The 17,722-nt window shown below is 73.1% G+C and carries 14 protein-coding genes and 1 rRNA gene; 14 read left to right on the top strand and 1 reads right to left on the bottom strand.

Translation table 11 applies throughout. The annotated features are described in order from the left end of the window. The 3 genes from rrf to AB0J90_RS25215 form a co-directional block, all read left to right on the top strand. A 5S ribosomal RNA gene (gene rrf, locus AB0J90_RS25225) occupies window positions 1–95 on the top strand; the annotation flags it as partial. Window positions 96–2,069: 1,974 nt separating this feature from the next. Continuing rightward, window positions 2,070–3,065, top strand: coding sequence for a Replicase polyprotein 1ab (locus AB0J90_RS25220; protein WP_363599745.1), 996 nt, complete (start codon window positions 2,070–2,072; stop codon window positions 3,063–3,065). After that, window positions 3,062–4,105 carry an HAD-IIA family hydrolase gene (locus AB0J90_RS25215; protein WP_363599743.1) on the top strand — a complete coding sequence of 348 codons (1,044 nt, stop codon included), beginning with the start codon at window positions 3,062–3,064 and terminating at the stop codon, window positions 4,103–4,105. The genes AB0J90_RS25220 and AB0J90_RS25215 overlap by 4 nt, the downstream gene beginning before the upstream one ends. A gap of 112 nt (window positions 4,106–4,217) precedes the next feature. Here the strand turns inward: AB0J90_RS25215 and AB0J90_RS25210 are convergent, their stop codons facing one another. Next, window positions 4,218–4,556, bottom strand: coding sequence for an alkyl sulfatase C-terminal domain-containing protein (locus AB0J90_RS25210; RefSeq protein ID WP_363599741.1), 339 nt, complete (start codon window positions 4,554–4,556; stop codon window positions 4,218–4,220). Between the two features lie 115 nt (window positions 4,557–4,671). Here AB0J90_RS25210 and AB0J90_RS25205 point away from each other — a divergent pair, with 115 nt between their 5' ends. From AB0J90_RS25205 to AB0J90_RS25155, 11 genes are all read left to right on the top strand, one after another. Then, window positions 4,672–5,262, top strand: a complete 591-nt coding sequence (locus AB0J90_RS25205) for a hypothetical protein (RefSeq protein WP_363599739.1) — start codon at window positions 4,672–4,674, stop codon at window positions 5,260–5,262. Further along, window positions 5,259–5,513 (top strand): hypothetical protein, encoded by a 255-nt coding sequence (locus AB0J90_RS25200; protein ID WP_363599737.1) that lies wholly within the window; start codon window positions 5,259–5,261, stop codon window positions 5,511–5,513. Before AB0J90_RS25205 ends, AB0J90_RS25200 begins: the two co-directional genes overlap by 4 nt. A gap of 31 nt (window positions 5,514–5,544) precedes the next feature. Beyond that, window positions 5,545–6,387, top strand: coding sequence for a TlyA family RNA methyltransferase (locus tag AB0J90_RS25195; protein WP_363599735.1), 843 nt, complete (start codon window positions 5,545–5,547; stop codon window positions 6,385–6,387). Further along, entirely contained in the window at window positions 6,384–7,268 is an 885-nt protein-coding gene (locus tag AB0J90_RS25190) for an NAD kinase (protein ID WP_363599733.1), read from the top strand. The genes AB0J90_RS25195 and AB0J90_RS25190 overlap by 4 nt, the downstream gene beginning before the upstream one ends. A 378-nt stretch (window positions 7,269–7,646) precedes the next feature. Beyond that, window positions 7,647–9,404, top strand: coding sequence for a DNA repair protein RecN (recN, locus tag AB0J90_RS25185; protein ID WP_363599731.1), 1,758 nt, complete (start codon window positions 7,647–7,649; stop codon window positions 9,402–9,404). Between the two features lie 133 nt (window positions 9,405–9,537). Further along, the gene (steA, locus tag AB0J90_RS25180; protein ID WP_363599729.1) at window positions 9,538–10,716 is read left to right on the top strand and encodes a putative cytokinetic ring protein SteA; all 1,179 of its coding nucleotides are present in this window, start codon (window positions 9,538–9,540) and stop codon (window positions 10,714–10,716) included. A 27-nt stretch (window positions 10,717–10,743) separates the two neighbouring features. After that, window positions 10,744–11,679: a copper transporter gene (locus tag AB0J90_RS25175; protein WP_363599727.1), complete on the top strand. Its 936-nt coding sequence runs from the start codon at window positions 10,744–10,746 to the stop codon at window positions 11,677–11,679. Continuing rightward, window positions 11,676–12,545, top strand: coding sequence for a hypothetical protein (locus tag AB0J90_RS25170; protein WP_363599725.1), 870 nt, complete (start codon window positions 11,676–11,678; stop codon window positions 12,543–12,545). The genes AB0J90_RS25175 and AB0J90_RS25170 overlap by 4 nt, the downstream gene beginning before the upstream one ends. A 1-nt stretch (window position 12,546) precedes the next feature. Then, window positions 12,547–14,229 carry a lipid II flippase MurJ gene (locus AB0J90_RS25165; RefSeq protein WP_363599723.1) on the top strand — a complete coding sequence of 561 codons (1,683 nt, stop codon included), beginning with the start codon at window positions 12,547–12,549 and terminating at the stop codon, window positions 14,227–14,229. Continuing rightward, window positions 14,226–15,392 carry a glycosyltransferase family 4 protein gene (locus AB0J90_RS25160; RefSeq protein ID WP_363599721.1) on the top strand — a complete coding sequence of 389 codons (1,167 nt, stop codon included), beginning with the start codon at window positions 14,226–14,228 and terminating at the stop codon, window positions 15,390–15,392. The genes AB0J90_RS25165 and AB0J90_RS25160 overlap by 4 nt, the downstream gene beginning before the upstream one ends. Next, window positions 15,392–17,704, top strand: a complete 2,313-nt coding sequence (locus AB0J90_RS25155; protein WP_363599719.1) for a hypothetical protein — start codon at window positions 15,392–15,394, stop codon at window positions 17,702–17,704. The genes AB0J90_RS25160 and AB0J90_RS25155 overlap by 1 nt, the downstream gene beginning before the upstream one ends. Window positions 17,705–17,722: the final 18 nt, after the last annotated feature.

The following is a 17,722-nucleotide window of genomic DNA, read 5'->3' as shown; positions in this document are numbered from 1 at the left end:
AAACGCCCGGTTACATTCCGAACCCGGAAGCTAAGCCCTCCAGCGCCGATGGTACTGCACTCGGGAGGGTGTGGGAGAGTAGGACGCCGCCGGACAATCTTCCAGTCAAGGGCCGCCCCATCCGGGTCGGCCCTTGACTGCGTTGTTCCGGCACCAGTGCCATGAGGAAGGATGTACCCGTGAGTTCAGGACCGCAGGGCGACGACCGTCAGCGCCGAAACGACGATCGCCCCTACCGTGACGGTGGTCGCGGCGGATCCCCGCGCCGGGATGACCGCCCGCCCTACCGGGGCGATCGGGACTCCCGTGGTGGGTCAGGTGACCGTGGTGGCTACGCCGGAGGCGGTGGCCAGCGAGGCGGTTCCGGCGGCGCCGCCGGTGGTGGCGGTGGCTATCGAGGTGGTGGCCGCAGCGACGGTGGCTTCCGTTCGGGGCCCCGTGACGGTGGTGGATCCCGCGAGGGCGGTTTCGGTGGTGACCGGGACTCCCGAGGCGGTCCCCGTGAGGGTGGGTTCCGCTCCGGCCCCCGCGATGGCGCCGGTAGCTCCCGTGAGGGTGGCTACCGCGGCGGCCCGCGCGACGGCGGCAGCTCCCGCGAGGGCGGTTTCCGTTCGGGTTCCCGCGACGGCGGTGGCGCCCGCGACGGTGGCTACCGCGGCGGACCGCCGCGTGAGGGTGGTTTCCGCTCGGGTCCGCGTGACGGTGGCGGCTCGCGTGAGGGTGGTTATCGGTCTGGTCCGCCGCGTGAGGGTGGTTTCGGTGGTGACCGGGACTCGCGTGGTGGTTCCCGCGAGGGCGGTTTCCGTGGTGGCCCGCGTGAGGGTGGTTTCCGTTCGGGTCCCCGCGATGGTGGTGGCGCCCGTGACGGTGGTTACCGTTCCGGCCCGCCCCGCGAAGGTGGTGCCGGCGGCGGTTCCCGCGACGGTGGTTTCCGCTCGGGTCCGCGTGATGGTGGTGGCTCGCGTGAGGGTGGTTACCGTTCTGGTCCGCCGCGTGAGGGTGGTTTCGGTGGTGACCGGGACCCCCGCGGTGGTGGTGGCGCCCGTGACGGTGGTTTCCGTGGTGGCCCGCGTGAGGGTGGTTTCCGCTCGGGTCCCCGCGATGGTGGTGGCGCCCGTGACGGTGGTTACCGTTCCGGCCCGCCCCGCGAAGGTGGTTTCGGTGGTGACCGGGACTCCCGTGGTGGTTCCCGCGAGGGTGGTTTCCGCTCGGGTCCGCGTGATGGTGGCGGTTCCCGTGAGGGTGGGTATCGGTCTGGTCCGCCGCGTGAGGGTGGTTTCGGTGGTGACCGGGACTCGCGTGGTGGTTCCCGCGACGGTGGCTTCCGCAGCGGTTCCCGTGATGGTGGCGGCTCGCGTGACGGCGGTTACCGTTCGGGGCCGCCGCGCGAGGGTGGTTACCGTTCCGGGCCGCCGCGCGAGGGCGGTGCCGGCGGCGGTTCTCGCGACGGTGGCTACCGTTCGGCCCCGCGTGACGGCGGCAGCTCTCGCGAGGGTGGCTTCCGCAGCGGCCCCCGCGACACTGGTGGTCCGCGTGACGGTGGGTTCCGGTCCGGTCCGCCGCGTGAGGGTGGTTACCGTTCTGGTCCGCCGCGTGAGGGTGGTTTCGGTGGTGACCGGGACTCCCGTGGTGGTTCCCGCGACGGTGGCTTCCGCAGCGGTCCCCGTGATGGTGGCGGCTCGCGTGACGGCGGTTACCGTTCGGGGCCGCCGCGCGAGGGTGGTTACCGTTCCGGGCCGCCGCGCGAGGGCGGCGCCGGCAGCGACACTCGTGGAGGCTTCCGCCGCGACCAGGGCGGATCGCGTCCGGCCAGGGACGACCGGCCGCGCCAGGATGACCGGCGCGGGCCGTCGAGCTCGGACCGCGACGGCGGCTACCGGGGGCGCGAAGGTGGCGACCGGGGCCGAGGCGAGAGCGGCCCGAACCGGTTCGACCGCGCTACGTCGCGCGACGGCGACCAGATCGGCGGCGTCAACGATCCGGCACTTCCCGAGGAAATCGTCGCGACCGACCTGGACAACGGCGTACGGGCCGAGTTGCTGTCACTGGCCAAGCCGGTAGCGGACACCGTGGCACGGCACCTGGTGGCAACCGGGCAACTGATCGACGAGGAGCCGGCGCTCGCGCTGTCACACGCTCTTGCCGCCCGGCGACTCGCGTCGCGTATCGCCGCCGTACGGGAGGCAGTGGGCCTTGCTGCGTACCACGCGGGGGAGTGGCAGACGGCGATTGCCGAGCTGCGCACGTACCACCGGATGAGTGGCAAGCAGACGCACCTGCCCGTACTCGCCGATTGTGAGCGGGCGCTCGGTCGGCCGGAGCGGGCGATCGACCTGTTCCGTGGTGCCGACCGTGAGGCGATGGACCCCGCGCAGGCGATCGAGCTGCTGATCGTTGCCGCAGGCGCCCGGGGTGACCTCGGACAGGGCGATGCGGCGGTGGCAATGCTGCAGGTCCGCGAACTCACCGGTGCCGTCGACGAGCCCTGGGCGGCACGGCTGCGTTACGCCTACGCCGACGCACTCCTCGCGGTCGGCCGCCGTGAGGAAGCTCGGGAGTGGTTCGCCCGCGCGGCCGAAGCCGACGAGGACGCCGAGACCGACGCAGCCGAGCGGCTGCTCGAACTCGACGGGGTCGTCCTCGAGGGCGACGACGAGGATGAGGACGAGGACGAGGCTGGCGACGACGTCGAGGCCGAGGCCGCAGATGTAGCCGACGACGAAGACGATGAAGACGAAGACGACGACGCCTCCGACGACGCCTCCGACGAAGACGACGACGACGCCTCCGACGAAGACGACGACGACGCCTCCGACGAAGACGACGACGACGCCTCCGACGAAGACGACGAAGACGAAGACGACGACGAAGACGATGACGATGACGACAGCGGCGATGACGATGACGACAGCGATGAAGAGGATGGCGCTGACGTGGTCGAGGGCGGGGCGGGCGGCGGGACCGCTACCGCGGTGACCGAGGCCAGTTCGGAGTCGACATCGTCGGACCAGGGTGGCGACGCCGAGGACAAGTCGGCGGACCGTACCGGGCCGGTCGGAGCATGAGCGGCGTCCAGGGCGAACGGCTGGTCGATGGGTACGACCTGGTCATCTTCGACCTGGACGGCGTCATCTACCTGATCGACCGCCCCATTCCCGGTGCGGTCGAGGCGGTGGCCCGGTTGCATGGCGAGGGCAAGCCGTTGGCGTACGCGACCAACAACGCGTCCCGTCGTCCCGCCGAGGTGGCCGAGTTGCTCGTCGGGCTGGGTGTCAACGCCCAGCCCGACGAGGTGCTCACCTCGGCGGTCGCCTCGGCGGCGGCGCTCGCCGAGCGTTTTCCGGCCGGCGCACCCGTGCTCGTGGTCGGTGCCGAGGCACTGCGGGCAGAGGTACGGGCCGTCGGGCTGGTGCCGGTCGAGCGGGCCGACCAGTCACCGGTCGCGGTCGTACAGGGCTACGGGCCGCAGGTCGGCTGGACCGAGCTTGCCGAGGCGTCGGTGGCGATCCGGGCGGGTGCGTTCTGGGTCGCCACCAACACCGACCGTACGTTGCCGAGCCCTCGGGGTCCGCTGCCCGGCAACGGCTCGCTGGTGGCAGTGCTCCGTACGGCGTTGGACCGGGAACCGGATCTTGTCGTCGGCAAGCCGGAATCGGCCCTCTTCGGTACCGCCGCCCGCCAGCACGGGGCGCAGCAGCCGTTGACGGTGGGCGACCGGCTGGACACCGACATCGAGGGCGCCGGTCGGGCCGGCATGGACAGCCTGCTCGTGCTCACCGGAGTGAGTACGGCGGCCGACCTGCTCCTCGCGTCACCGTCGACCCGGCCGACGTACGTGGCACACGACCTGCGGGGGCTGTTCGACGCCGACGCGGTGGTGGATCTGCGTGACCTGCCCGCGCCGCAGGGGGATCCCGCCGTGGTTGCCGGGGCGGGTTGGCAGGTCTCAGTCGACGGGGTGCCCACACTGACCGGGGCGGGACGACCCCTGGACGCGCTGCGGCTGCTGTGTGCCTGCGCCTGGTCCGGTCACCCGGTCACCTCGGTCAGCCCGGGATCGGAAGCCGCTGGCACCGCACTGCGGGAACTCGGCCTGTCCCACTGATCGACTGCGAGCCGACGCGGGGCCGTACCCGCGGGGAGCGGCTTCGCGTACCCGGAAAACGCCACGGCCGACCACGGCCGTGGCGTTTTGCGTGGAGCCGCCGGTGTGCTGCTTAGAGCAGTTTGCGGAGTTTGAGTAGGTCGAACGGGTTGGCGTCGACCGAAACCCGGCGGGCGGCGAGCGCCTTCGGGATGTCGAGCTGGCCCGCGACCAGGGCGACGAGGTCCTCGCTGGTGGTGGTCAGGGCGATCTTGGCGTCCGGGTCGTCGCCGTCGGCGAGGTCCAGCAGTCGCCCGTCGCTGATCCGGCCGTGGAAGGCATAGTCCAGGTCGCTGACCCGGCACGCCAGCGTCCGCTCGAGGTTGGCGTGGTTCCGGACCTGGGCGGCGTTCGCATCCATCCGCGCCGCCAGATCGTGCAACGCCTGTCGGCACTCGTCAACGCTGGCCAATGCTCGCCCCTCCTTGTCGCACGCCACGCACGTTCCCCGGCACCGTACCGCACCAGGGGGTGACCAAGGCCCGGTAGCGTGACAGCTGACAGTCCGACAGCGAAAGGATTCGGGTATGCAGGACGCGTGGCGGGCCTACCTGGAACTGGCCATGGGCGTGACGGAATCGTCCAGGAAACGGGCCCAGACGGTCGCCAGGAAGCTGGTCGGTCAGGGCGGCGCCACCGCGGCCCAGTTGCAGGCCCTGGCCGAGGAGCTGAGGTCCACCGGGCTCGCCAACCGTGAGGCGATGACCAAACTTGTCCGGTTCGAGGTGGATCGGGCGCTCGGTGCGGTCGGTCTGGCCACGGCGGACGAGATCGCGACGCTGAACGAGCGGGTCGCCGAGCTGGAACGGGACCTGCGTGGCGCACGGGCGGCAGCCGCCGCGAGCGCGCCGCAGCCCGGCGGCGCCGAGCCGGGCCCGGCCGGGCCCGGGAACACGCCCGAACCGGTGGCGAAGAAGGCCGTCGTCGCCAAGAAGGCCGTAGCCAAGAAGGCGGTGGCGAAGAAGGCGGTGGCCAACAAGGCCGCGAGCCTGGCGAAGAAGGCAGCGGCCGAGCAGCCCCCGCCGGCCACCGCGAAGAAGATCGCCGCCAAGCGGTTGCCCCAGCCGGCGAAGAAGGTCACGGCGGAGAAGCTTCCGCCGGCCACCGGTCCGCGGTGAGCAGCGCTCCCGTACCCGGACCGCCGCGTCCCGGCGTACCCGGGGGCTATCGGCCGGCACCACCCCCGCTCGCCCGACCGGTCGACCACGGCGACCCGGGGGCCACCGACGGCTCCGGGCACCCGGCGGTCGACGCGGCCCTCCAGGCCATCGCGAACGCCGCCGACCTACCCCCGGCCGACCAGATCGCCCAGTACGAGGCCGCGCACAATACGCTTCAGGAGACCCTGGCCACCATCGACCAGGCCTGACGCACCCCCCTTCCCACCGGAGAGCCCTCGTATGGCACGTCGCACCCGGCTAGATGCCGAACTCGTCCGCCGCGGTCTGGCCCGTTCCCGCGAGCAGGCCGCCTCGCTCGTCGAGGCCGGACGGGTCCAGGTCAAGGGCATGGAAGCCCGCAAGGTGGCGGCCATGGTCGACCCGGCGGACGCGGTCCGGGTGATCGGCGACGACCCGACCCAGGAGTACGTCTCCCGGGGCGGGCACAAGCTCGCCGGGGCGCTGGCCGCGTTCGGACCGGACGGGCTCGCGGTGACCGGCCGGCGTTGCCTGGACGCGGGCGCCTCCACCGGAGGTTTCACCGACGTACTGCTGCGCGGCGGCGCGGCCGAGGTAGTCGCGGTCGACGTCGGCTACGGGCAGATCGCCTGGTCGTTGCGGAGCGACGAGCGGGTACGGCTGTTCGAACGCACCAACGTCCGCACGTTGACCCCCGAGCTGATCGGCGGTCCGGTCGACCTCACCGTGGCCGACCTGTCGTTCATCTCACTGCGGCTGGTGCTGCCCGCGCTGGCCGGCTGCACCAGCCCGGACGGCGACCTGGCACTGATGGTCAAGCCGCAGTTCGAGGTCGGCCGGACGAGGGTCGGTCCGGGCGGGGTGGTGCGGGATCCGGAGCTGCGTGCCGAGGCCGTCTTCCATGTGGCCACCTCCGCCGCCGAGCTCGGCCTGGGCCTGGCTGGCGTGGCGGTGAGTCCGCTGCCGGGGCCGAGTGGCAATGTGGAGTTCTTCGTCTGGCTGCGCCAGGGCGCGCCACCCGCCGACGAGGAACGGGTGCGCGCGGTGGTGCTGGCCGGTCTGGCCGGCGAGGGCCGGGCGACGGAGGAAGAGGAGGCCCGATGAGCCGTACGGCACTGCTCGTCACCCACACCGGCCGGCGGCGCAGCACCGAGCACGCCCGTACGGTCGCGGCGGACCTCATCTCCGCGGGCTTCGAGGTACGGGTGATCGCGGAGGAGGCCGACGACCTCGACCTGCCCGGAGTCGTCCCGGTGAGCGGCACCACCGCCGCCGAGGGAGCCGAGATCGTGTTCGCGCTCGGCGGCGACGGAACCTTCCTGCGCGCCGCCGACCTGGCCCGACCGGCCAAGGCGCCGCTGCTCGGGATCAACCTCGGCAAGGTGGGATTCCTGGCCGAGGCGGAGATCCACGACCTGGACCTGGCCGTACGGGACGTGGTGAGCCGGGACTACACAGTGGACGAGCGGCTCACCCTCGACGTACGGGCCGAGTTCGAGGGCGGGCCGACGATCGAGTCCTGGGCGCTCAACGAGGCCAGTGTGGAGAAGGGTGAACGGGCCCAGATGCTGGAGCTGCTGGTCGACGTCGACGGGCGGCCGCTGTCGCGTTACGGCTGCGACGGTGTCGTCTGCGCCACCCCGACCGGCTCGACCGCGTACGCCTTCTCCGCCGGTGGACCGGTGGTGTGGCCGGAGGTGGAGGCGCTGCTGCTGGTGCCGATCAGCGCGCACGCGCTGTTCAGCCGCCCGCTGGTCACCGCACCCACGTCCACCTTCGTGATCACTGTGGACCCGTTCACCACCCTGGCCGTGCTCTGCTGCGACGGACGGCGGGTTTACGACCTGCCACCGGGGGCGCGGGTGACGGTGCAGCGTGGCGCCCTGCCGGTGCGGATCGTGCGGTTGCGGCCGCGTCCGTTCACCGACCGGTTGGTGGCCAAGTTCGGTCTGCCGGTGCAGGGCTGGCGGGGCGGCCGCAGCTAGCCGCGGGTACGCCTCGCCGGCTGGCCGTCGGCCGACGCTTGCCTGGGGACGCTCCGGCGTCGCCAGCCGGGACTGCCGGGTTCGGGCCGCGTCCAGTCGACCGGTCCCTCCGCGTCGCTCCTGTGCCGCGACGAAGGGGCGTCTTCTCAGCTGCCTGATGAAACAGGCTCTTGTCACGTTCCGGACATCGCGTGGCGGTGGGGTGACGCAACGGCGTCCTGACCTGACACAGCGCTGTCCGATTCGGGTGTTCGCGGTCGTCGGGACGCGGCGGGCCGCCGTTTCGGCTCGGTCGGACCCGTCGCGGGACCGAACGCTCGGGTTGGTGCCGCCCGTCGGGTGGTCAAGTGTCGGGCCCCGCCACTACTGTCGGGTGCTGTGCTGGAAGAGCTTCGCATCACCGGGCTGGGCGTCATCGAGGACACCACATTGCCACTGACCAGTGGCATGAATGTCATCACGGGCGAGACCGGCGCGGGAAAGACGATGGTGGTGACCGGGCTCGGGCTGCTGTTCGGCGGCCGGGCCGACGCGGGGCGGGTCCGGGCCGACCCCGGTCGGGCGCTGGTGGAGGGTCGGCTCCGGCTCACCGAGCCGACCGCGACCGCGGTGCACACCCGGATCATCGACGCCGGCGGTGAGCCGGACGACGACGGGGCGCTGCTGCTCAGCCGCACGGTCACGGTCGAGGGGCGATCCCGGGCCCACGTCGGCGGCCGGAGCATGCCGGTGTCGATGCTGACCGAGATCGGCGAGCAGGTGGTGGCCGTACACGGGCAGTCCGACCAGCTGCGCCTGCTGCGTCCGGCCGAGCAGCGTGCCTCGCTGGACCGGTTCGGTGGCCCCGAACACGAGAAGCTGCTCGACGCGCTACGGGAGACGTACGCCCAGTGGCGCCGGGTCGCGGACGACCTGGCCGACCGGCGGCGCAACGCCCGCGAGCGCAACCAGGAGGCGGATCTGCTCCGGCTCGGGTTGGACGAGATCACCCGGGTGGACCCGCAGGTCGGCGAGGACGACGACCTCAAGGCCGAGGCCCAGCGGTTGGAGCACGCCGAGGGACTGCGGACCGCCGCGCAGCTCGCACACCAGTGCGTCGCCGGTGGCACCGAGCCGGCCGACGAGACACCGGATGTGACCGCGCTGCTCGGCACCGCCCGGCGCACCCTGGAGGCGCAGGCGAGCGTCGACCGTACCCTCGGCGACCTTGCCGGCCGGCTGGCCGAGGTGGCGACCCTGGTCGGCGACGTCTCGGCCGAGCTGTCCGGTTACCTCGCCAGCCTGGACGCCGACCCGGCCCGACTGGAAATGATCTACGAGCGGCGGGCCGCGCTACGCGGACTGACCCGCAAGTACGCAGACGACGTCGACGGGGTGGTGGCGTGGGCGGACCGGGCCCGGACCCGGCTGTCCGAGCTGGACACCTCGGACGACCTGCTCGAGGAGCTGGACCGGGAGCGCAAGCGGCTCGCCGGTGAGGTGGCCGAACTGGCCGCCCGGCTGTCGGCGGCCCGCCGCGAGGCGGCGATCCGGTTCGCCGAGGAGGTCAGCGTCGAACTGGCCGGCCTGGCCATGCCACACGCCCGGATCGAGGTGGCGGTGCTGCCCCGGCCTGTGGGGCGTACGGAACCGGCGCTGACGGTCAACGGCGTCGAGGTCGGCGTCGGGCCGGACGGTGCCGACGAGGTCGAACTGCGGCTGCTGGCCCATCCGGGCGCGCCGTCGCTGCCGTTGCAGCGCGGGGCCTCCGGCGGTGAGCTGTCCCGGGTCATGCTCGCCATCGAGGTGGTGTTCGCCGGCTCCGGGGGACCGCCGACGTTGGTCTTCGACGAGGTCGACGCGGGCGTCGGCGGTCAGGCGGCGGTGGAGATCGGCCGTCGGTTGGCCCGGTTGGCCCGCAGCCACCAGGTCCTGGTGGTGACCCACCTGCCGCAGGTCGCGGCGTTCGCCGACCGGCATCTGGTGGTGGCCAAGGACACCGGCGGCGCGGTGACGACCAGCGGGGTGCGGGTCGTGGAGGACACCGACCGGGCCCGGGAACTGGCCCGGATGCTCGCGGGTTTGCCGGATTCGGATCTGGGTATCGCCCATGCCGAGGAATTGTTGGCCGTGGCGGCCAGGGATCGTCGCCCGTAGCCGAGGGAATTTGTGACATCTGGCACATCAATCGGGCATTGGGTGTGCTTCCCTGAGGTAACGGCCTGCTTGCGGCCCTGCTCAAGCATGTCGTGACCGATAACTCGTGCTCGCGCATGCCAGGATGGTCCCGATGCGTCTACCCATCTTGCGCCGGAGCCGGAGCGCGGAACCGGGCATCGTCGTGGGCACCGCCCGCCTCGATCGCCGGACCAAGCGCCTGGTCGGCCGTCTGCGCCCAGGCGAGATCGCGGTGATCGACCACGTCGACCTGGACCGGGTCGCGGCCGACTCACTGGTCGCGGTCGGTGTCGCCGCCGTACTCAACGCGAAGCCGTCGGTGTCCGGTCGTTATCCCAACCTCGGCCCCGAGGTGCTGGTCAAGGCCGGCATCCCGCTCCTGGACGACCTGGGGGAGGACGTCTTCCAACTGGTCCGCGAGGGCGACACGGTCCGGATCGACGGCAACACCGTGTTCATCGGCGACGAGCCGATCGCGCACGGCGGCCGGCAGGACCCGGAGACCGTGGCCAAGGCGATGGCCGACGCCCGGGAAGGGCTCTCCGTGCAGTTGGAGGCCTTCGCCGCCAACACCATGGACTACCTCAAGCAGGAACGTGACCTGCTGCTCGACGGGGTCGGGCTGCCCGACATCGAGACCTCCATGCGGGGCCGGCACTGCCTGATCGTCGTACGCGGTTACGACTACAAGGCCGACCTCGACGTGCTGCGGCCGTACATCCGGGAGTTCAAGCCGGTGCTGGTCGGCGTCGACGGTGGCGCGGACGCGCTGGTCGAAGCCGGATACACCCCGGACATGATCATCGGGGACATGGACTCGGTCACCGACGACGTGCTGCGCTGCGGCGCCGAGGTCATCGTGCACGCGTACCCCGACGGGAGGGCGCCCGGCCTGGCCCGGGTGCAGCAGCTCGGGGTCGCCGCCATCACCTTCCCCGCCGCCGCCACCAGCGAAGACCTCGCGATGCTGCTCGCCGACGGCAAGGGTGCCTCGCTGATCGTCGCGGTCGGTACGCACGCCACCCTGGTCGAGTTCCTGGACAAGGGCCGCGGCGGCATGGCGTCGACGTTCCTCACCCGGCTCAAGGTCGGTGGCAAGATGGTCGATGCCAAGGGGGTGAGCCGGCTGTACCGGCAGAACATCTCCGGCTCGTCGCTGCTGCTGCTGGTCCTCTCGGCGGTGGCCGCGATGGCCTCCGCGGTGGCGGTCTCGACCGTCGGCAAGGCCTACCTCGGGGTGGCCTCCGAGTGGTGGGACAATCTGGTCTTCCAGCTCGGGCAGCTGTTCTAGGCCGTCCACGATCAAGGGGCTGTAAGCGTGATCAATTTTCGGTACCACGTGGTTTCCCTCACCGCGGTGTTCCTCGCCCTCGCCATCGGACTGGTGGTCGGTACGGCGGCGCTCAACGGCCCGGTCGCCGACTCGCTCAGCGCCAACGTGAACGAGCTGCGCAAGGACAACCAGCAGTTGCGGGAGACGGTCGGCAGCCTCCAGGAGGAGGTGACCCGGGAGGAGGACTTCGCCCGGGAGGCAGCGCCGCTCCTGCTCGGCGGCAAGCTCACCGATCGCCGGCTGCTCGTGCTCACCCTGCCGAGCGGGGAGAAACACGTCGACGGGGTGATCGAGATGCTCCGGCAGACCGGTGCCACCATCACCGGCCGGGTCGACCTGGAGGACAAGTTCGTCAACCCGGACAACAGCGTCGACCTACTCGGGCTCGCCGAGCGCTCCGCCAAGCCCACCGTGCCGGCCAACGGCCTGCCCGGCAACAGCAACGGCGTGGAGACCTCCAGCGCCTTCCTGGCCGGTGCACTGCTGGACCGACCCGACGGGATCACGGTCACCGACGCCGACCGGCGGGCGGTGCTCGACGCGTACAGCAGCGCCGGATACCTCACCGTCGGGGACAAGGTCAGCGGACCGGCCGAGGCGGTGATCCTGGTCAGCGGGCAGCCGTACGTCGACCGCGACTCGGCACAGAAGGACCAGGCCGTGGTGACCATGACCGAACAGTTCGACAAGGCGGTCCCGCTGATCGTCGCGGGCAGCGGCACCAGCGCCGGCAACGTGGTCGCGGCCGTACGCGACGACCCGGCGCTGGCCAAGACGATCTCCACCGTCGACCATGCCAACACCGTGCAGGGACAGGTGGTCACCGCGTTGGCGGCCACCGAACAGATCGTGAACAAGAAGGCCGGTCAGTACGGCCTGGGCGCCGGCGCCACCTCCCTGCTGCCCCAGCAACCGAAGTGAGCGGGCAGCGGAGGGCCGGCCGCCGCTGGGTGGCCGGCGGCGCGGCGTTGGCCGCACGGGCCGCCCTGCGTGCCGTCACCGGCCTACCGGTGGCACCCACGCTGGAGCGGACCAACTTCCGTGGCCGGACGGTCACGCTCGCCGGTGGACCGGCGCTCGCCGCCGCCGCGTCCACGGCCGCCGCCGTCGGTGCGCCCAGCGCCCCCGCCGCAGCGGCCGCCCTGGTCGCCGGCCTCGGCTCGGGCGCGGTCGGGCTCTACGACGACGTGGTCGGCAACCGGCCCGAACAGAAGGCCGCGAAGGGCTTCGCCGGACACGTCGGCGCCCTGCGCGAGGGGCGGGTCACCAGCGGGCTGGTCAAGGTCGCCGGAGTCGGTGCCGCCGGACTGGCCGCCGCGGCGCTGCTCGCCGCCGACCCGACCGTACGGTCCCGGCGCTCCCGCCGAGGCCGCCTCGGACTCGCCGCCGACGTACTGCTCGGCGCCGGGGTGATCGCCGGTACGGCAAACCTGCTCAACCTGCTCGACCTGCGCCCCGGCCGGGCACTCAAGGCCGGCGTCCTGCTCGGCACCCCACTGCTGCCCGGCCCGACCGGTGGGCTCGCCGCCGGCCCGGTCGGCGCCGCCGCCGGACTGCTGCCGGCCGACCTGAACGAGGAGATCATGCTCGGCGACAGCGGGGCCAACGCCCTCGGCGCGCTGCTCGGGGTGGCCCTGGCCGCGCGTACCGGGCCGGTGGGGCGGGCCGGGATCCTGACCGCCCTGGTCGCCCTCACCGCCGCCAGCGAGAAGGTCAGCTTCACCCAGGTGATCCAGAACACCCGAGGGCTGCGCGAGCTGGACGCCCTGGGCCGGCGACCCTCCTGACGTGGCGGCACCGGCACCCCTCGCCGGCGCCGGCCGGGTCGCCGGGGCAGCCGCACTCATCGCCGTACTCACCGTGGCCAGTCGACTGGCCGGCTTCGGGCGTACCGGAATCTTCACCTGGGTGGTCGGCAAGACCGACCTCGGCGGCGTCTACGTCGTCGCGAACACCGTGCCGAACATCGTCTTCGAGATCGTCGCCGGTGGGGCGCTGGCCAGTCTGGTCGTACCGCTGCTGGCCGGCGCGGTCGCGGCCGGTGACCGGCGTGCGGTCGCCGAGACCACCGGGGCGCTGCTGACCTGGACGGTGACGCTGCTGGTGCCGCTCGCGGTGCTGGTGGCGGTCTTCGCCGGGCCGATCGTCTCACTGATCATCGGCGACCCGACCCCGGCCGAACGCGCCGCCGGGGCCCGGATGTTGCAGGTCTTCGCCCCGCAACTACCGCTGTACGGGATCGGGATCGTGCTCACCGGCGTGCTCCAGGCCCACCGCCGGTTCGCCTGGCCGGTGCTCGCACCGCTGCTGTCCAGCCTCACCGTGATCGGTGTCTACCTGCTTTTCGGCGCGGTCGAGGGCCGGGGCGAGCCGATCGCCGTCACCGGCACCGGTGGGCAGCTCATCCTGTCGGTCGGCACCACGCTCGGCGTGGTGGTGCTCTCCGGCTGCCTGATCGTCCCGGTGAGCCGGTTGCGCCTGCGACCCCGAGCCGGCTACGGATTCAGCGCCGAGAACCGGCGACGGATCGGCGGGCTCGCGCTGGCCGGGGCGGTGACCGTCACCGGGCAGCAGATCGCGCTGCTGGTCATGCTCCGCCTCGCCGCGGACGCCAGCGTCGACAACCCGGTGGTGCTCAACCTCGCCCAGACCATGTACCTGCTGCCCTGGGCGGTACTGGCGGTGCCGCTGGCGGTGGCGGCGTACCCGACCCTGGTCGCCGCGTACGCGAACGGGGACGAGGAGACGTTCCGGCGTACGCTCGCCCCGACCACGCGCGGCGTGCTGCTGCTGAGCTGCCTCGGCGCCGCGGCACTGATCGCCACCGCCGAACCCGTCGCCCGGTTCTTCGCCTTCGGCACCTCCTCCGCCGCCGCGATCGCCGGCTTCGGGCCGGGACTGCTCGGCTACGGCGTCTTCGCCGTACTGTCCCGGGCCCTGTACGCCCGCGGCGACAACCGGGCGGCGGCGGCCACCACGGCCGCCGGCTGGCTGGTCGTACCGGTCGCCGCGGTCGCACTGTCCTGGCTCCTGCCCGACGCCGACCGGCTGGTCGCGGTCACCTCCGCGAACTCCCTCGGCATGCTCGTCCTCGGCGCCCTGCTGGTGGTCGTGGTCGCGCGTCGGGCCGGCCGACCGATGCTCGACGGGCTGCCCCGTTCGGCCCTGGTCGGCCTCGCCGCCGGTGCCGCCGCCACCCTGGCCGGGATCGTGGTGCTCCGATGGCTGCCCGGACTCTTCGCCGGCACCCCGGCGAAGGTGGACGCGCTGCTGCAGGGCATGCTGTCCGGAGTTGTCGTGGGGGCGGTGTTCCTCGCCGTTTCCTACCCACTGGACCGGCACGACGTACGGCCGATGATCGGTTCGGTGGGACGGCGGCTGAGCCGACTGACCCGGCGGAGACGATCCGGTGGCGGCCCCGACGGGCCCCACCCCGGCCGGGGAGACGAAAAGGAGACGGTGTCGGGGTGAGCGCGAGGAGCGAGCCGGTCGACGGCGGCTGGGGCGGCTCGGTGGTCCTGGTCCTCGCCTCCAGCACCGGAGGCGTCGGCCAGCACATCACCTCGCTCGCCCGAGGGCTCGTCGCGGGCGGCACCACGGTCACCGTCTGCGGACCCGCCGCGACCGAACAACAGTTCGGCTTCACCGCCACCGGGGCACGTTTCGTGCCGATCGAGATCCCCGCCAACCCGACCCCGGCCGATGCCCGGGCGGTATCCGCGCTGCGCCGGGTGCTCGCCGGCCCGGTCGACGTGGTGCACGCACACGGCCTGCGCGCCGGTCTGGTGGCGGCGCTGTCCCGGCCGACCCAGCCGCTCGTGGTCACCTGGCACAACGCGGTGCTCGCCGGTGGGCTGCGTGGTCGCCTCTCCCGCTGGGCGGAACAGGTCGTCGCCCGACGGGCCCGGGTCGCCCTCGGGGCCTCCGCCGACCTGGTCGAGCGGGCCGCCGCCCTCGGCGCCCCGGACGCCAGGCTGGCCCCGGTCGCCGCACCGGCACTGCCCACCCCGACGCGCACCCGGGCCGCCGTACGGGCCGAGTTCGGGGTGGCCGCCGACCAGGCGCTGCTGCTGTCGGTCGGTCGGCTGCACCCGCAGAAGCGGTACGACGTACTGGTCGAGGCCGCGGCGCAGTGGCGTGACCTCGACCCGCCCCCGGTGGTGCTGATCGCCGGCAGCGGGCCGTCCTACCTGCCGCTGGCCGCACACATCTCCGAGGTGCGGGCGCCGATCACCCTGCTCGGTCACCGTACCGACGTCGCCGAACTGCTGGCCGGGGCGGATCTCGCCCTGGTGACCAGCGACTGGGAGGCGCGTCAGCTCTTCGTCCAGGAGGCGCTGCACAGCGGCGTACCGCTGGTCAGCACCGCCGTCGGTGGCATTCCCGAACTGGTCGCGGACGCGGCCGTACTGGTGCCGCCGGGTGACGTCGACGCCCTCGACCGGGCGGTGCGCGACCTGCTCGCCGACGACGGACGCCGGGCCGACCTGAGCCGGCGCGGGCTCGTCCAGGCCGGGACCTGGCCCACCGAGGTGCAGACCGTCGCCCAGGTCAGCGCGCTCTACGCCGAACTGGCGCCCACGCCCGCGGTGCCGTCCGATACCTCGCCCGGCCGCGACCGGGGGCGCGGCTGATGCTGCGTCGACTGGTGCCGGTGCTGCTGACCGCGGCCGTCGTGGTGTCGGCCGTGGCGGCGCTGGTCGTCCGTCCGGCCGGAGGCGCCCCTCAGCGCACCGCCGACTACGTGGTGGTGGCCGGGGTGGCGGGACTGCGCTGGGAGGACGTCAGCCCGCAGACCACGCCGACCCTCTGGCGGATGGCCGAGCGGGGATCGATCGGTTCCCTGTCGGTACGTTCCGGGCGGCAGCCGACCTGCCCGGTGGACGGCTGGCTGACCCTCGGCGCCGGCAACTACGCCGCCTGGGACGGTGAGCCGGTCACCGGCGACTGTGTGTCGCCGCAGGTGACCGTCGAGCAGCCCGACGGCATCGGCGCCAACCTTCCCGGTCAGCAGGCCGTGGTGCGTTACAACAAGGAACGGCAACCGTGGGGAGCCATCCCGGGCGCGTTGGCCGAGTCGGTCCGCTGCACCGTCGCCGTCGGTCCCGGCGCTGCGGTCGCCGCCGCCCGCCCCTTCGGCCGGGTCGACCGGTACGCACCGACGCTGCCGGCCAATCCCGCCGAACTGCTCGCCTCGTGCGTGCTCAGCATCGTCGACCTGGGTGCCGTCACCGGCGACGACCCTGCCGTACGCGCCGCCGCCGCCCGCCGCGCCGACGCCGCGCTGGCCCGGGTGCTGGCGGCCCGGCCGGCGCGCTCGCTCGTCCTGGTGGCCGGCATCTCCGACACCGATCAGGCGTCCCGGCTGCACGTCGCGGTCGCCGACGGTCCCGGCTGGTCCGGCGGCTGGCTGACCTCGTCCGGCACCGGCCGCGACGGTTACGTCCAGCTCATCGACCTGGCGCCGACCGCGTTGGCGGCGGTCGGCCGGCCGATGCCCGAGCGGCTGTTCCTGGGACAGGCGGCGACCACCTCACCCGGCCGCCCGTCCGACCTGGCCGCGGCGATCGCCCAGCCCGCCGACGCGGACCGGGAGGCCGGCGCCCAGCGGCGGGTGGCGAGCTGGTTCTTCGCCCTGCTGGCCGGATTCCAGACCCTGCTCGCGATCGCGGTGCTGCCGCTGCTGCGACGAGCCCGCCGACGCGCCGGACCGGTCGGTCCCGTCCCGGTGTCCCGCCGGGTGGTCGCGGTGGTCGAGGTGCTGCTCATCGCCGCCGCGTTGGCGATCCCCGCCGCACTGGTCGCCGACGCGGTTCCCTGGTGGCGGTCGGATCACGGCGGCCTGTACTTCGGACTGGTCACCGTGGTGGTCCTCGGGATCGGCACCGCCGCGGTCCGGCTGGCGAAGATCTACGCCCGTACGCTCGGCCCGATGGGCAGCGTCGCCGGGCTGGCCGCGCTCGTCGTCGGGGTCGACGTGGTGACCGGCGCCCGGTTGCAGCTCAACGGGGTGGCCGGCTACTCGGCCCTGGAAGGCGGCCGGTACGCCGGACTCGGCACGGTCGGGCTCGGTGTTTTCGTCGCCGGCACCCTGCTCGCCGCCGGTTGCCTGGCGCAGCAGGTACGCCGCAGCTGGCGGCCGGCGATCGTGGTGCTGGTCGGCGGCATCGGGCTGGTCGTGATCGGCAGCCCGTACCTCGGTGCCGACTCGGTCGGTGCGGTCGCGCTCACCGCCGGGGTCTGCATCGCCGCGGCGATGAGCACCGGCGGCTGGTTGACGCTGGGCCGGTTGGCCTGGGCGACCCTGGCCGGGCTCGCGGTGACCATCGGGTTCGCCGTTCTCGACATGCGGCGGCCGGACGGCCAGCGGGGGAGCCTGGGCCGGTTCCTGGGCGCGGTCGCGGACGGTACGAGCGGCCTGACCGTGCACCGCTCCGGTACGGCGAACATGGACGCCTTGTTCGGCAGCCCGCTGACCGTACTGGCCCTGGTCGGGGCGGTGCTGGTGTGGTTCGCCCTGCTGCGGCCCTGGGGCGGGCTGAAGCGGCTGTTCGGCATCTACCCGGCGATCCGCGCCGGGATGGCCGGCATCGCGGTCGCCGCACTGATCGGCGGGCTGCTCGGCGGTTCGGCCCTGGACGTGGCCGGTGCCGCCGCTGCGCTGGTCGTACCGCTGGCGGCGCTGGCCGCGCTGCGGGTACTCGACCACGCGGCCGACCGTACCCAGCCGTCGGTCGACGGGGCGGCCGAGATCGGCCGGCTGCCGACCGAGCCACCGCCGTCGTCCGAGCCGCCGTCGTCCGAGTCGTCGTCGCTGGAGTCGCCGCCGTCCGGGGCACCGGGGTCGGCCGGGCCGGCAGGGGCGCAACCGGCGTCGGAGGCGGGGTCGGCCGGGGTGGCGCCGTCGGGGTCGGCCGAGCCGAGTCGGTCCCAGCCAGGGCGGTAGGTGGGTGCGACCGGCGGG

The sequence above is a fragment of the Micromonospora sp. NPDC049523 genome (genome assembly GCF_040676775.1).
Taxonomy (GTDB): Bacteria; Actinomycetota; Actinomycetes; order Mycobacteriales; family Micromonosporaceae; genus Micromonospora_G.
Note: the sequence above shows the minus strand (reverse complement) of the source record. Positions and strands in the feature narration are given on the sequence as shown.

Bases quoted from the DNA above. Each gene is read 5' to 3' on its own strand.
- AB0J90_RS25215 (WP_363599743.1), top strand. From the start codon at position 3,062: ATGAGCGGCGTCCAGGGCGAACGGCTGGTCGATGGGTACGACCTGGTC.
- AB0J90_RS25205 (WP_363599739.1), top strand. From the start codon at position 4,672: ATGCAGGACGCGTGGCGGGCCTACCTGGAACTGGCCATGGGCGTGACG.
- AB0J90_RS25195 (WP_363599735.1), top strand. From the start codon at position 5,545: ATGGCACGTCGCACCCGGCTAGATGCCGAACTCGTCCGCCGCGGTCTG.
- AB0J90_RS25190 (WP_363599733.1), top strand. From the start codon at position 6,384: ATGAGCCGTACGGCACTGCTCGTCACCCACACCGGCCGGCGGCGCAGC.
- steA (WP_363599729.1), top strand. From the start codon at position 9,538: ATGCGTCTACCCATCTTGCGCCGGAGCCGGAGCGCGGAACCGGGCATC.
- AB0J90_RS25155 (WP_363599719.1), top strand. From the start codon at position 15,392: ATGCTGCGTCGACTGGTGCCGGTGCTGCTGACCGCGGCCGTCGTGGTG.